This window comes from Vibrio sp. SCSIO 43097 (assembly GCF_023650755.1).
Lineage (GTDB): Bacteria > Pseudomonadota > Gammaproteobacteria > Enterobacterales > Vibrionaceae > Vibrio > Vibrio alginolyticus.
In genome coordinates this window covers 2326236-2340749 of the sequence record NZ_CP071840.1, presented here as the reverse complement: position 1 = coordinate 2340749, position 14514 = coordinate 2326236, and the positions used below count along the sequence as shown (strand labels likewise).

Below are 14514 nucleotides of genomic sequence, written 5' to 3'. Positions count from 1 at the left end.
ATAGCACGATCTTTTTGATACTCAATATGACCCAGCCGCTACTTTTTCATAAAACCTATTTGCACCCTACTAGTCATGAGTGGGTTGTATTTGTGCACGGTGCTGGTGGTAGCTCTTCTATCTGGTTCAAGCAAATTAAAGCTTACAAGCAACACTTTAACTTATTGCTGATCGATTTAAGAGGTCATGGAAAGTCAAATCAGTTACTTAAAGAGCTCATTGCTAGCCGTTATACCTTTACGGAAGTTACCCAAGATATTTTGAAAGTATTGGACCATTTAAAGATCCAATCCGCTCATTTTGTCGGTATGTCGCTTGGTACTATTATTGTTCGAAACCTTGCTGAATTGTCATCAGAGCGCGTACGTTCGATGGTGCTCGGCGGTGCTGTCACAAGGCTTAACACTCGTTCTCAGATATTGGTGAAATTAGGTAATTTTTGTAAGCATATCCTACCGTACATGTGGCTCTACAAACTGTTCGCTTATATTGTTATGCCTCAAAGAAGCCAACGAGAATCTCGCCACCTTTTTATTCGCGAAGCCAAGAAGCTTTGCCAAAAAGAATTTAAACGTTGGTTTATTCTCGCCGCTGATGTAAATCCGTTAATGAAATATTTTAAAGATCGAGAGTTACCCATTCCGACTCTTTACTTAATGGGCGACAGGGATTACATGTTTATTAAACCTGTCAAAGAAATGGTTGCAGCACATAAGCTCAGCATTCTACGAGAAATCCCGAATTGTGGTCATGTATGCAATGTAGAGCGTCCAGAAGACTTCAATCAACACTCCATCGAGTTTATTAAACAGCAAGCTGTATGTGCTTAAAACTGAGTGCATCCACTGAATAGGAGAGCCGCTATAGCTCTCCTAGTTGATATCCACATTGCCAACATGCACCAAATTGCCCTTCGTTTATTTCATGACATTTTGGGCATTGCCAATCTTGATACTCATGCCTATCGGATTGTTTTCGATATGCTTTTACTATTTCTTCAGCTTTCATCTTTTGTGCAGTGTCAAAAAGCCACACATAAGGATCGGTATCATCACCAAACGGCAGTTCTCCTTTTAAGCCGAAAATACCTTCTCCACGAACTTCACAGTAAATTTGTTCCACTTTAAGCAGCTCACATACAATGTGTGCTTCTGCTGGGTTTTTAGCGATAAATATTTTCATCAAAATACCCACTTCACCAATTACGAGTTTTGCTGACTTGGTGTCGGCCTTACTTTATTCATAACCCATTTAGTGATGATTGGAAATAGTCCCAATAGCGCAAAAGACGCTAATACTGCGGGTGAAACAATGCCCGATAGGCTTTCAATTGTTGCTAATTGAGTACCTGCATTCAGATATACGGCTGTGCCTGGCAGCATACCTATTTGGCTAGTGAGATAAAATCTACCTACAGACATCGGCGTTAAGCCCATCAGTAAGTTGATTAGAAAGAAAGGGAATACAGGGATTAGACGCAAGGAAAATAGATAAAAAGCTCCGTCTTTTTCGACACCTTGATTAATTGCGTTGAGTTTATTTCCGAATTTGTTTTGTACCCAGTCACGCAATAAGTATCGGCTGCTCAAGAAGGCCAGTGTTGCCCCCATAGTGCTAGCGAAAGAAACCAGTAGCAAGCTTGTCCAAAAACCAAATAAGGCTGCACCAAGTAAGGTGACTACTGCCGCTCCTGGGATAGAAAAAGCGGTAATTGCAATGTAGGTAAAAAAGTAAATCGCAGCCGAGAATACAAAATTCTGATCGATGTATGTAGTTAGTGCTTCTTGTTGGGCTTTTGCATTCTCTAAGGTTAAATACTGGCCAAAGTTAATACCTAAAAAGACGATAGCCGCTAGTAGGATGAGACCTAAAATCAGTTTCTTATTCATAATTTTGATTCCAATTTGGGATATATGTAATAAGACAGTAGGAAAACCGAAAAAATTTCACAAAAAAACCGCAGATTAGACTGCGGTTTTACAAGATAGTTTTTAGGCCGACTTTTATTGGAGGCCGTTCATCAACTCATCTCGGCGAGCTTGAGGTACCACACTCCAATGAGTGCCGTTGATAGCACCTTCTAGTGCCCATAGCAACTCAATGTTGACGGTTGCAGAGTGCGTATCTCTTATCGCTTTATAGGCGTTAAGCGCACCTTCCTCTTCAAGCTTCTCTACGGATTCGATGCCGGCTTTTTTTAGCATGCGCTCGGTAGCCAGTCGTAAGTTAGGCAAATCTTTCAAACGGTTAGGCTTTGTACTTGCTTGCTGTTCTTTCTCAAGCTTTGCCTTTTTCAATGATTGATTCGCTACTTCGATTAAGCGTTCGCTTGATTCCCATAAATCGCTGGAAATAGCGTAGTACTTTGTAACGACTGGAAAGCCACGTTTTTTATAAACGTAAGGCTTTAGCCCTTGTTTCTCGAAGTCAGATGAAGTTTTTTGGTCTGCTCTGATATGAAGCTGATTGTTTACCACTAGTGCAAACATTGTTTCATCAGCGAATAGTCCGAAGCCACCAAACATTGAGCGCGACTTGATATTACCAAGTGCCTCAAATAGCTTCATAGAGTCTTTGAGTATCGGTTTATCCATGTTTTGTTATCTCGGTGTAATTAATATTACGCCACCAAAAGTCAGGTCCGAGAGAGTAGCAAACATGCGTAAAAACAATGTCATTACAGAGTAAAGTCATTGCTTACACACTTGCCATCGGTAACCCCGCTACCTTCCATATCGTAATATGGTTCAGGCCGGAGGCTTTGCGTCCCACTCTTTCGAATGGTTTGCCCTGTGCGTGACACAATGAGCATACTTCTTATATTGAATTAACATCACGGTTTAGCGTTAAAAGTGTGATTTCGGTTCAATAAAAATGATAGATTGAATGCTCTATTTTGCATATGGAAAGGTGTAAATTGGCCTTTGAAAAGTAGTTCTTAATATATATTACATTTATATAAAACAGGGAGTTAACGTTAGTCAATTGTTATTAGAGCAGTGTGAAGTATTAGAGAATGCTTAATTTTCCCAAAAAAATAAGCGCCCCTATAGAGCGCTTATTTAACACGGTTAAATACAGTGAAATTTAGTTCATTTTTTTCACAGTATTTCGAATTACAAGCTCAGGTTGCATTTCGAAAATTCGTTTTTCGTGTTCTTTATCTTTGATACGCTCAAGTAGAATTTCGAATGCATTTTTACCAACACGACGCTTAGGTTGGTGGATAGTCGTTAGCGGTGGAGAGAAGTATTCCGCAAGCTCGATGTTGTCGTAGCCGATCACTGAAATATCTTCAGGAATTTTGATCCCGTTTTGTTGCAAGCGGCTCATTAGGCCTAGAGCCATTGTGTCGTTAAAACAGAATACCGCCGTCGGGCGCTTGTCCATTGCGGTAATTTTATCTGCAACTAATACGGCCGTATCACATTCAAAGTTACCTTCAAGGATCCAGTCTTCATTTACAGCTAGGTTCGCTTCGCTCATTGCGCGACGGAAACCTGCAATGCGCTCTTGGCAAGCAAGCTTTTCAAAATGACCGCTTAGACAAGCGATATCCGTATGACCATTGTCAATCAGATGTTTGGTTGCAATGTAGCCACCTTCTTCTGAGTTATCCATGATCTTGTCTGCTTGTGAGCTCTCTGGGCCCCAATCCATGACCACTTTAGGAATGTCCGCATGACGGTCAAGCATCTCTTTTAGTTCTTCGGTTAAGTCAGAACACATCACAAGGATGCCATCAACGCGCTTTTCAGCCAGCATACGAATGTAATCGCGTTGTTTTTCGTAAATCCCGCCTGTGTTACATAAAATCAGAGTATAGCCTTGGCGGTAACAGTAGCTCTCAACGCCATCAATCACTTCTGAGAAAAATAGGTTAGTTGACTGAGTTACTAACATGCCAATCGTACGAGTTGAGTTGCATTTTAGGCTGCGTGCAACGGCACTTGGCGCGTAATTCAGCTCGTCAACGGCTTTCATTACTTTTTCTTGCGTTGCTTCTGCAACGAAACGCGTTTTATTGATAACGTGCGAAACTGTCGTAGTGGAAACGCCGGCTAAGCGAGCAACGTCTTTTATCGTGGCCATAAATGGTGTCCTGTATCGAGCTACTGAAATATGTCGTATTGGATGTACCTGATGCTCTAATGGTTTCACACCTAGCAATCTAAAATTGGCGCTAAGTGTCTCGGCAGCGGTTGATCCAAGTGCGACAAAAGGGTGCGTAGCAGCATCGGTCGATGAATTTTATCTTTTTTCTATCTGATGAGAAATTGCCATCAACCTGTTAAGAAAACACAAAAACCGCTATATTTCAGCGGTTTACATATAAATCATATTTAATCGTTTGCGCTCACATTTTAGCCCTATGTGGACTGACTAGCAATGTTTTCAGCAAGAGATTTGTGTATTTGAAGTCACATTTTGACTGCTAAATAACCAAGCGTCTTTGCGCTAAGTTAAGGCAAACGAATATTATACCCAAGTTACTTACAATTGGTCACTTTCAGGCATACAGGAAGCCCGATAGGCAGGCTCCCTAAAAATAGGCGGCAATTATTCACCAAGAAGGTAGGCGCTGTCTAGTTTACAAAATGCAACTAATAGTTTCGCGACACTCGAGTAAAATCCAAATTCGTCGAATTTTTTACATTTGTCTGAAAACTGAGGTAACCAAGACATCAATTGTTGCTGGATAAAGTCGTTTTGTTTAACGAAGGCTTCTTCCATGTGTTTTTCTTGTTCAAGCTCGTTTGAGCGGATAATCATGTTCCCGAGAAAGTCGAGCTCAACGGCTAAGTGATCCGCAGGTTCCTTTAGGTTTTCGTCTACTTGAACGCCAAATTCAGCCATCAACTTTTCCATTTCCTCAGCTGGCTTGTCATTCAGTAAACCTGATTCACCAATGTACATGGATGCGTAAGGAAGAGCGCCGTATTTTTCTGTCTTCAAAAACAGTTCACAAAAGTCAGCTGCAAGCTCTAGTTGTGCATCTTCACGATCTTGTAACCGATTCAATGCATCAACTAGGCTATCAACAGCTGGTTTCAGCGACTCATTTTCACCTAAACCTGCGAGAAAACTGCGAATTTCAACACTGTGATAGGCTTCCAATTCTTTCTCTGTTAGTTCTTTTGCGAACAAGCTCGAAAACCACCAGTAAATTTCAGCGCGTTTTTCATTAAAAGCTTTCACTTCTTGCATTTTGGGCTCCTGAATGATGCTTCAAGTCATGCATCACAAAGTCAATTAGGGATATCCCCTAAGTGTAATCAATTAAAATGAATAGCAGTAACTATAATTGTTATGTTTTATGGTCAAAAATGACCGTTTATTAATAGCAATGGGCAAGCTTGTTTTGAATCAATAAAAACGCTAAATCTTGCGTTTTAATGTATCTATGACTAGAAATGTTACTAGTTATGAATAGAATACGTCTTGGATAATAAGAAGACAGAAAAGTGGTGTAAATGAGCTATCACGTATTAGTCGTAGAAGATGATGTTGTAACTCGTAGTAAGCTTGCGGGATATTTCCAAAATGAGGGCTACCAAGTCAGCGAAGCAGAGAGTGGCGCAGAAATGCGTGAAGTTTTGCAAGCGGGCGATGTAGACCTGATCATGCTGGATATTAACCTGCCTGGTGAAGACGGCCTGATGCTTACTCGTGAGTTACGTAGCCAATCGGATATTGGTATCATATTAGTAACAGGACGCACGGATAGCATTGATAAAATCGTAGGCCTAGAAATGGGTGCTGACGATTATGTGACAAAACCTTTTGAACTGAGAGAGCTGTTAGTTCGCGTTAAAAACTTGCTGTGGCGTATTTCAGCAGCGCGCAGTGGCAGCTCGAAAGCGAATGAAACCAGTGAAGAGCACATTGTGCGCTTTGGGGAGTGGACATTCGACATTCAACGTCGCGCACTTAGCCGCAACGGTGAGCCAGTAAAACTAACTAAAGCAGAGTATGAACTTTTGGTGGCATTATCGTCTTACCCTAACCAGGTGTTAAGTCGTGAGCGTATTTTGAACATGATCAGCCATCGAGTGGATGCGCCGAATGACCGCACCATTGATGTTCTTATTCGACGTATGCGCGCAAAAATGGAGTTCGATCCTAAGAACCCACAGATTTTTGTAACGGTACACGGCGAAGGCTATATGTTTGCTGGTGACTAGTTGGAACATAACTCAATCGTAAAAAGAAAAAGGAGAGCTTCGGCTCTCCTTTTTTGTGGCTTCAAGATAATACTAGTTTGCTTCAACCATTGGTGTTTGGCCGACAGTATCACGCAACCTTTGCCAAATACTGCCCAAGTACTCATGCCAATAAAGCTCTGTTTGTTCTAAGTAACGCGCTTTAGGTGAGTATTTATCCCAAGGTTGACTGATTTCGCTAATAGCTAAGAAGTTGGTCGGGGCTGGGATTGGTTTAATGCCTGCTGCGTTGAACTCATACAATGCACGGCTCATGTGACTCGCAGAAGTGACTAACACAATCTCCTTTTGTTGAACGAATGCAGCCGCTTGACGCGCCTCTTCCCACGTATCTTTCGCATCTTCTAATAAAATGATATCGGATTTCGCGACTCCCAACGCAAGGGCAACGTTCGCCATCATTCGCGCGTGGCTAATTTCAGATCCGCCAGCATAGCCGGATAAGATTAATTTCGCGCCTGGATACATTCTTAAAATACGAATGCCCTCAGTTAAGCGCATTAATGCTGCACGGCTTAACTGCGAGGTGGGTGGAATTTCGTCATCGATAACATGACCATTCCCTAAAACCATCACGTAGTCGATGGTGCCAGAAACTGGCAAAAAGGCTTTATGCTCTCGCTCTAACGGCATAAGAAGCTTGGTTGAAACAGGTTGGAAGGCAACAAGAAAAATGCCAACAAAAGAGAATAGAACAACGAAGCAGCCAGTTTTACGTTTTGTAGTAAAACTAATGAGAGCAAGACCCAACAAGCCTATCAGCAGCAATGCCGGAAGGGGCATAAGCATGGCTGACACTACTTTTTTCAGCTCAAACATACATAAATAGTCCGAAAAAACATCAATTGATAATAAAAATGAGGGTATCCCTCTTTATTCCTGCTTTCCTTGTGCCAGAATAGCGGCACAATCCGTTATGATAACTCAGCAGAAGTGACAGAAGACCGCAATTTCGACGATATCGCCCACAAATTTGCAAAAAATATTTACGGCTCCGATAAAGGGGAGATCCGCCAAATCATTGTGTGGGAAGATTTTCTACAGATTCTAAGTGAATTAGATGCTGACCAGCAACCCCTAGAAGTGTTGGACGCTGGTGGTGGTTTGGCACAAATGTCGCAAAAGCTTGCTAAGCTCGGACATCGAATCGCTTTATGTGATCTATCTTCGGAAATGCTGCAGTTGGCTAAGCAGGATATTGAAAAAAACGGTTTGCTTGAGCAGTATCGCCTGATTCATTCGCCTGTCCAATCCATCGGTGAACATATGGATGTACAGGTCGATCTGGTTATGTTCCACGCTGTGATGGAGTGGCTGGTTGATCCTAAGGCCGCACTTGAAACAGTTCTAGAACAAGTAAAACCGGGAGGCATCGCATCAGTCATGTTCTACAACCACCACGGTTTAGTCTATAAAAACGTGGTTTGTGGCAACATTCCTCATATATTAGACGGCATGCCTCACCGAAAAAGATTTAAACTACAGCCGCAAAAAGGCTTAAAACCTGAAGAAGTCTACCAGTGGATAGAAAATTCAGGTTTTAATATTTGTGGCAAATCTGGTATTCGCTCATTTAGTGATTACATAGGCAATATGGAATACATGGGTGATTACGAGTTTGAAGATGTGTTGGCGCTAGAAAAACAACTTTGTCGACAAGAGCCATACCTCTCATTAGGCCGCTACATTCATGTGTGGGCTAAAAAGAACGATAAACAGGAATAACAATGAGTGAGATGACTCTCAATGCTGCAGAGCAACCAATCGATGAGCTGGTTGGCTGGGTTAAGCAGCACGATTTCTCGTTGAACCTGACCACAGAGCGATTGGCATTTTTGATAGCCATTGCCGTACTGAGTAATGAAAGGTTCGATGAAGAACTGGGTGAAGGTGAACTGCATGATGCATTTGCCATCGTCACTCGACTATTTGATGAGACCGGCGAAGCCTCCGCTTTTCGTGCGAACAATGCGATCAACGAGATGGTTAAGCAGCGTCTTATGAGCCGTTTTGTCAGTGAGATTACTGACGGAGCGAGCATTTACCGCTTGTCGCCATTAGCGATAGGAATAACCGACTACTACGTGCGTCATCGTGAGTTCTCAAAACTGCGTCTATCTATCCAGCTATCCATGGTAGCGGATGAAATGGCGAAAGCGATTGAGGCAGCGCAAAAAGGTGGCACACCGGGTCACTGGAAGAAAAACGTATACGGTGTTTTAAAATATTCTGTAGGCGAGATCTTCGATCAAATCGACCTTAACCAACGTGTGATGGATGAGCAGCAACAGTCTGTTAAACAACAGATTGCTGATCTGCTTAACAAAGACTGGCGTGAAGCGATCAACAACTGTGAGGCGCTACTGTCAGAAACGTCGAGCACGTTGCGTGAACTTCAAGATACGCTGCAAGCTGCCAGTGATGAACTGCAAACTCAGATCCTAGATATTCAAGAAATTGTTTACGGTGACCCTGAGCTGGAGTTCATCGAAGAAGCCTTGTTTGGTCTGCAAATGAAGCTGGACCGAATCACAAGCTGGGGCCAGCAAGCGATCGATCTCTGGATTGGTTATGACAGACACGTACACAAGTTTATCCGTACTGCTATTGATATGGATAAGAACCGTGCGTTTAGCTCGCGTCTGCGTCAATCCGTCAAAGATTACTTCGATGCGCCTTGGTATCTGACTTATGCAGATGCGGAAAGGCTTTCTGACCTTCGTGATGAAGCCCTAGTACTGCGTGATGACGAGGTAACGGGTCAAGTTCCGATGGAAGTAGAATACGAAGAGTTTCAACAAGTCAATGATGAGTTGGCAGAGCGAATTGGTGACATGCTAAAAGCGCATAAAGATCAAGGCACACCAATCGACTTGAGCGTGGTACTGCGAGATTACCTTGCACAACACCCATACACTCATCACTTTGATTTAGCTCGCATTGTCGTTGATCAGGCGGTACGTCTGGGTTACTCAGAATCCGACTACCAAGCTGTTCAGCCAGACTGGAAAGCAATCAACGAATTTGGTGCAAAGGTACAAGCGAATGTCATCGACCGATACTAATGAATACATGTCAGAGAATCTGGCAAAAGCAATTTCTAACCCTCTGTTCCCAGCGCTAGACAGCATGCTTCGAGCAGGGCGTCATATCTCAAGTGAAGATCTAGACAACCACGCGTTGTTGTCGGATTTCGAACTTGAGCTTTCTTCTTTCTACCAACGCTACAACACCGAATTGGTGAAAGCGCCAGAAGGTTTCTTCTACCTTCGTCCACGTTCAACGTCTCTGATTGGCCGTAGTGTTCTTTCTGAACTGGATATGCTGGTGGGTAAGGTATTGTGTTTCCTTTACCTAAGCCCGGAGCGTCTTGCGCACGAAGGCATCTTCACTAACCAAGAGCTGTACGACGAACTGCTTGCTCTAGCAGATGAAAACAAGCTGATGAAGCTAGTGACGAACCGTGCGACTGGTTCCGACCTTGATAAAGAAAAGCTGTTTGAAAAAGTACGTACGTCACTTCGTCGTCTACGCCGTCTAGGCATGATCATCAACATCGGTGAAACCGGTAAATTCAGCATCAGTGAAGCGGTATTCCGCTTTGGTGCCGATGTACGTATTGGCGATGACATGCGTGAAGCGCAGCTGCGTCTGATCCGTGATGGTGAAGCAGTAGTGCACACCAAAGAGCCAAGCCAAGGCAGCTTATTGTCTGAAGAAGATCAAGACGACCAAGCCCAAGAAGAAACAACAGAAGAGGGTGAAGCATGAGCATGATTGAACGCGGTAAATACCAATCGCTGACCATGGTCAACTGGAACGGCTTCTTTGCCCGTACGTTTGACATCGATGGTCTGGTCACCACGCTATCAGGTGGTAACGGTGCAGGTAAATCAACCACAATGGCGGCGTTCATCACCGCATTGATTCCTGACCAAACGCTGCTGCACTTCCGTAACACGACAGAAGCAGGCAGCAGCCAATCGTCTCGCGACAAAGGTCTGTACGGTAAGCTACAGCCGGGCGCGTGTTATGCGGCGCTTGACGTGGTTAACTCACGTAACCAACGCCTATTGTTCGCAGTAAAACTGCAGCAAGTTGCAGGTCGTGATAAGAAAGTAGATATCAAACCGTTTGTTATCCAAGGTCTTCCAAGCCATGTGAAACCAACAGATATCTTGGTTGAAAGCGTATCTGCGACTCAAGCTCGTGTACGTCAAATCAATGAAGTAAAAGAATCAATCGCAGAATTTGAAGGCGTTCAATTTAAAGCCTTCTCTTCTATCGTGGATTACCACGCACAAATGTTTGAATTCGGTGTGATTCCGAAGAAACTGCGTAACTCTGGTGACCGTTCTAAATTCTACCGCCTGATCGAAGCATCGCTTTACGGTGGTATCTCAAGTGCGATTACCCGTTCGCTACGTGACTACCTTCTGCCACAAAACGGCGGCGTGAAGAAAGCGTTCCAAGATATGGAATCGGCGCTGCGTGAAAACCGCATGACGCTAGAAGCGATCAAAACTACGCAAGCAGACCGTGACTTGTTCAAACACTTGATCACAGAGTCGACTAACTACGTGGCAGCGGACTATATGCGCCATGCTAACGAGCGTCGTAAAAAACTAGAACAGACATTGTCTTTGCGTTCAGAGTTATTTGGTTCTCGCGAGACCTTGATTGAGCAAAACAATCTGCTTAATCGCGTTCAAGAAGAGCTGGAACTGCTGATCGAATCAGAATCTTCTTTAGAGCAAGACTACCAAGCGGCTTCTGATCACTTGCAACTGGTGCAAAACGCGCTGCGTCAGCAAGAGAAGATCGAACGCTACCAAGAAGATCTTGAAGAGCTGAGCGAGCGTCTTGAAGAACAAATGATGGTAGTGGAAGAAGCGCAAGAACGCGTGATGATGGCTGAAGAGCAAGCTACCGTTGCAGAAGAAGAGGTGGATAGCCTTAAGACGCAACTTGCTGATTACCAGCAAGCTCTTGACGTTCAGCAAACTCGCGCCCTTCAATATCAACAAGCAGTTCAAGCGCTGGAGAAAGCGAAGCAGCTACTTGGCGATGACAGCCTAACGGCGGAATCGGCTCAAGCGCTTGTCTCTGAGCTTAAGAGCAAAGAATCAGAACACACCAATGCGTTGCTATCGGTTAAGCACAAACTGGACATGTCTTCTGCAGCGGCAGAGCAGTTTGAAACCGCGCTTAAACTGGTACAAAGCATCGTTGGTCAAGTTGAGCGCAAAGACGCGTCTGAACATGCGAAAACTGCAATTGCGAAAGCGCGTGAGTCACAACAAATTGCACAAAACGAACAACAATGGCGAGCACAACACCGTGATCTCGAACGCAGCCTTAACCAGCAGCGTCAAGCACGTGAACTGGTTGCTGAATACAAAAAGCAATATCACGTTGAACTAACCGATGAGGTTACGTTTGAACAAGAACGTGAACGTCATGCGACGCAAATCGAATCACTAGAGATAGCTCAAGAAGAAGTTCGTGATCAGCGTGGTGAACAGCGCCGTCTAGAGCAAAACGCGGTGGCAGAAATCAGTAAGCTTGAAGCAATAGCACCAGCTTGGATTGCGGCGAACGATGCGCTAGAGAAACTGAGAGAGCAGAGCGGTGAACAGCTTGAGGATCGCCATGCGGTAATGAACCACATGCAAGTTGTCCTTGAACAAGAAAGGGAGCTGTCTTTAGCTAAAGATAAGCTTGCTGAGCGCCGTAGCCAGCTAGACTCTGAGATTGAGCGTCTTGCTTCTCCTGGTGGTTCAAATGACCCTCGCCTGAAAGGTTTGGCAGATACGCTGGGCGGTGTATTGCTGTCTGAGATCTACGATGACATCACGATTGATGACGCGCCTTACTTCAGTGCGATGTACGGTCCGGCTCGTCACGCTATCGTCGTTTCTGACTTGTCAGGCATCGAAGAGAAACTGGTAGAGCTAGACGACTGTCCAGAAGACTTGTACATCATTGAAGGTGACATCGATGCCTTTGATGACAGCTCGTTCGATGCAGAAGAGTTAGAGGGCGCGGTTTGCGTTCGTATGAACGATCGCCAAATGCGTTACTCTCGCTTGCCTGAGATCCCATTGTTTGGCCGTGCGGCACGTGAGCAGCGTCTAGAGTTGCTGCGTAACGAACGAGAAGAAGTGGTAGAGAAACACGCAAAAGCGGCGTTTGATTCTCAGAAAATGCAGCGCTTGTACCAAGCGTTTAACCTATTTGTGTCTAACCACATTCAGGTTGCTTTTGACGCCGATCCAGAACAAGCACTGGCAACTATTCGTGATAAGCGTAACCAAATTGCTCGCGTGCTGGCGGATCTGGATGCGAAAGAGCAACAACAACGTTCTCAGCTTCAAACCAGCAAGCAAGCGTTGTCTTCTCTGGACAAGCTAGCGTCACACATGGTGCTTGTTGAAGATGAGTCATTGCAAGCGCGTTTTGATGAGCTAGAAGAGAAAATCGCTCAGCTTGCAGAGGCGAAGAACTTCTTAAGCAACCATGCAAAAGCCGTCGCGCAATTAGAGAATATTGCGTCTGCGCTTGATGCTGACCCAGAGCAATTCGATGCACTAGAAGCAGAATACAAAGCGGCAGACGAGCGGCTACAAGATCTTAAGAAGCAAATCTTTGCACTCTCGGATCTCGTTGAACGTCGTCACTACTTCGCTTACTCAGATTCAGTAGACCTACTGAACAAGAGTAGCGAACTGAGTGAGCAGCTAAAAGCTAAACTGGTTCAAGCTGAACAAATGCGTACTCGCTCTCGTGAAGAGTTGAAGCAATCGCAGGGTCAAATGAACCAATACAACCAAGTATTGGCATCATTGAAGAGTTCACACCAAGCGAAACTGGAAACGGTTCAAGAGTTCAAACAAGAACTTCAAGAGTTTGGTGTTAATGCGGACGAAGGTGCGGAAGAGCGCGCAATGCGTCGTCGTGACGAATTGCACGAGCGTCTACACACGTCTCGCAGCCGTAAGAGCGAATACGAGCGCACGATCACCTCTACTGAACTAGAGATGAAAGGCTTGGCAAAACGTCTGAAGAAAGTTCAGAAAGAATACGTTGAGCTGCGTACGTTCGTGGTTGCTGCGAAAGCTGGCTGGTGTTCAGTACTTCGTCTGGCGCGCGAGAACGATGTTGAGCGTCGTCTACACAAGCGTGAACTGGCTTACATGTCTGCGGATGAACTGCGTTCAATGTCGGATAAATCATTGGGTGCGCTGCGTCTAGCTGTTGCGAACAATGACGACCTGCGTGATGCGCTGCGTCTATCAGAAGACAATGCACGTCCAGAGCGTAAAGTTCTGTTCTACATCGCGGTTTACCAACATCTTCGCGAGCGCATTCGTCAGGATATCATCCGTACTGATGATCCAGTTGAAGCGATCGAAGAGATGGAAGTGGAGCTAGCGCGTCTAACAGAAGAGCTAACGCAACGTGAAAACCGCCTAGCGATCAGCTCTGAGTCGGTAGCGAGCATCATCAAGAAGACGATTCAGCGTGAGCAAAACCGTATTCGTATGCTGAACCAAGGCCTGTCGAACATTTCGTTTGGTCAGGTGAAGGGCGTACGTCTAAACGTGAAGATCCGCGAAAGTCACGAAGTGCTACTGAACGGCCTAGCGACACAACAAGAGCAGCATAAAGATCTGTTTGAATCGACTCGCTTTACCTTCTCTGAAGCAATAGCGAAGCTGTTCCAACGCGTGAACCCACACATCGATATGGGTCAACGTTCTCCTCAGGTTCTGGGTGAAGAGCTACTGGATTACCGTAACTACCTAGAGCTAAGTGTAGAAGTGAACCGTGGTACAGATGGTTGGCTACAGGCTGAGTCTGGCGCGCTATCAACAGGTGAGGCGATCGGTACTGGTCAGTCAATCCTACTGATGGTTGTTCAAAGCTGGGAAGAAGAATCACGCCGCCTGCGCAGTAAAGACATTGTGCCTTGTCGTCTGCTGTTCTTAGATGAAGCAGCGCGTCTGGATGCGAAATCGATCGCGACATTGTTCGAATTGTGTGACCGTCTGGATATGCAGCTTCTTATCGCGGCACCAGAAAACATCAGCCCAGAGAAAGGTACGACCTACAAACTGGTGCGTAAGGTGTTTAAAGACCACGAACACGTACACGTAGTGGGTCTGCGCGGTTTTGGTCAAACGGATAAACCTAAGACCGAAGCACAAGAGATGATTGAAGAGTTTGAATCGTAAACTTCGAATCTAACAAAACGCCCGCAATGAACGCGGGCGTTTTTGTATCTGTT

General features: G+C 44.8%; 12 protein-coding genes and 1 riboswitch. Of the genes, 6 read left to right on the top strand and 6 right to left on the bottom strand.

The genetic code is table 11. The features are described from left to right. The first annotated feature begins 26 nt into the window (after positions 1 to 26). Positions 27 to 830, top strand: a complete 804-nt coding sequence (locus tag J4N40_RS11395) for an alpha/beta fold hydrolase (protein WP_005387891.1) — start codon at positions 27 to 29, stop codon at positions 828 to 830. Between the two features lie 31 nt (positions 831 to 861). On the opposite strand, the gene J4N40_RS11390 is transcribed toward J4N40_RS11395, so the two are convergent. From J4N40_RS11390 to torD, 5 genes are all read right to left on the bottom strand, one after another. Next, positions 862 to 1182, bottom strand: coding sequence for a DUF2007 domain-containing protein (locus J4N40_RS11390; protein WP_017820033.1), 321 nt, complete (start codon positions 1180 to 1182; stop codon positions 862 to 864). Positions 1183 to 1202: 20 nt separating this feature from the next. Further along, positions 1203 to 1889 (bottom strand): TVP38/TMEM64 family protein, encoded by a 687-nt coding sequence (locus J4N40_RS11385; RefSeq protein ID WP_005378366.1) that lies wholly within the window; start codon positions 1887 to 1889, stop codon positions 1203 to 1205. Between the two features lie 114 nt (positions 1890 to 2003). Further along, positions 2004 to 2594 (bottom strand): TfoX/Sxy family DNA transformation protein, encoded by a 591-nt coding sequence (locus J4N40_RS11380; protein WP_005378367.1) that lies wholly within the window; start codon positions 2592 to 2594, stop codon positions 2004 to 2006. Between the two features lie 116 nt (positions 2595 to 2710). Further along, positions 2711 to 2800: riboswitch (cyclic di-GMP riboswitch) on the bottom strand. A gap of 287 nt (positions 2801 to 3087) precedes the next feature. Then, on the bottom strand, positions 3088 to 4092 hold the full coding sequence (gene purR, locus J4N40_RS11375) for an HTH-type transcriptional repressor PurR (protein ID WP_005378368.1): 1005 nt from the start codon (positions 4090 to 4092) through the stop codon (positions 3088 to 3090). A gap of 468 nt (positions 4093 to 4560) precedes the next feature. After that, positions 4561 to 5208 carry a molecular chaperone TorD gene (torD, locus tag J4N40_RS11370; protein WP_005378369.1) on the bottom strand — a complete coding sequence of 216 codons (648 nt, stop codon included), beginning with the start codon at positions 5206 to 5208 and terminating at the stop codon, positions 4561 to 4563. 266 nt (positions 5209 to 5474) lie between these two features. On the opposite strand from torD, the gene torR reads away from it, so the two are divergent. Then, entirely contained in the window at positions 5475 to 6185 is a 711-nt protein-coding gene (torR, locus tag J4N40_RS11365) for a two-component system response regulator TorR (RefSeq protein WP_005378370.1), read from the top strand. 72 nt (positions 6186 to 6257) lie between these two features. On the opposite strand, the gene elyC is transcribed toward torR, so the two are convergent. Continuing rightward, positions 6258 to 7043, bottom strand: a complete 786-nt coding sequence (gene elyC, locus J4N40_RS11360) for an envelope biogenesis factor ElyC (protein WP_005387893.1) — start codon at positions 7041 to 7043, stop codon at positions 6258 to 6260. A 114-nt stretch (positions 7044 to 7157) separates the two neighbouring features. Here elyC and cmoM point away from each other — a divergent pair, with 114 nt between their 5' ends. From cmoM to mukB, 4 genes are read left to right on the top strand one after another with little or no spacing between them, the layout of a single operon-like run. Further along, positions 7158 to 7949 carry a tRNA uridine 5-oxyacetic acid(34) methyltransferase CmoM gene (gene cmoM, locus J4N40_RS11355; protein WP_025998624.1) on the top strand — a complete coding sequence of 264 codons (792 nt, stop codon included), beginning with the start codon at positions 7158 to 7160 and terminating at the stop codon, positions 7947 to 7949. Positions 7950 to 7951: 2 nt separating this feature from the next. After that, positions 7952 to 9289: a chromosome partition protein MukF gene (gene mukF / locus J4N40_RS11350; RefSeq protein WP_205460885.1), complete on the top strand. Its 1338-nt coding sequence runs from the start codon at positions 7952 to 7954 to the stop codon at positions 9287 to 9289. After that, entirely contained in the window at positions 9270 to 9995 is a 726-nt protein-coding gene (gene mukE, locus J4N40_RS11345) for a chromosome partition protein MukE (protein WP_005378379.1), read from the top strand. Before mukF ends, mukE begins: the two co-directional genes overlap by 20 nt. Before the next feature lie 2 nt (positions 9996 to 9997). After that, the gene (mukB, locus tag J4N40_RS11340) at positions 9998 to 14461 is read left to right on the top strand and encodes a chromosome partition protein MukB (RefSeq protein ID WP_176311283.1); all 4464 of its coding nucleotides are present in this window, start codon (positions 9998 to 10000) and stop codon (positions 14459 to 14461) included. Positions 14462 to 14514 lie beyond the last annotated feature (53 nt).

Excerpts from the sequence above, each read along its gene's own strand:
- purR (WP_005378368.1), bottom strand. The coding sequence starts at position 4,092 with ATGGCCACGATAAAAGACGTTGCTCGCTTAGCCGGCGTTTCCACTACG.
- J4N40_RS11380 (WP_005378367.1), bottom strand. The coding sequence starts at position 2,594 with ATGGATAAACCGATACTCAAAGACTCTATGAAGCTATTTGAGGCACTT.
- J4N40_RS11390 (WP_017820033.1), bottom strand. The coding sequence starts at position 1,182 with ATGAAAATATTTATCGCTAAAAACCCAGCAGAAGCACACATTGTATGT.
- J4N40_RS11385 (WP_005378366.1), bottom strand. The coding sequence starts at position 1,889 with ATGAATAAGAAACTGATTTTAGGTCTCATCCTACTAGCGGCTATCGTC.
- J4N40_RS11395 (WP_005387891.1), top strand. The coding sequence starts at position 27 with ATGACCCAGCCGCTACTTTTTCATAAAACCTATTTGCACCCTACTAGT.
- mukF (WP_205460885.1), top strand. The coding sequence starts at position 7,952 with ATGAGTGAGATGACTCTCAATGCTGCAGAGCAACCAATCGATGAGCTG.
- mukE (WP_005378379.1), top strand. The coding sequence starts at position 9,270 with ATGTCATCGACCGATACTAATGAATACATGTCAGAGAATCTGGCAAAA.
- mukB (WP_176311283.1), top strand. The coding sequence starts at position 9,998 with ATGATTGAACGCGGTAAATACCAATCGCTGACCATGGTCAACTGGAAC.
- torD (WP_005378369.1), bottom strand. The coding sequence starts at position 5,208 with ATGCAAGAAGTGAAAGCTTTTAATGAAAAACGCGCTGAAATTTACTGG.
- elyC (WP_005387893.1), bottom strand. The coding sequence starts at position 7,043 with ATGTTTGAGCTGAAAAAAGTAGTGTCAGCCATGCTTATGCCCCTTCCG.
- torR (WP_005378370.1), top strand. The coding sequence starts at position 5,475 with ATGAGCTATCACGTATTAGTCGTAGAAGATGATGTTGTAACTCGTAGT.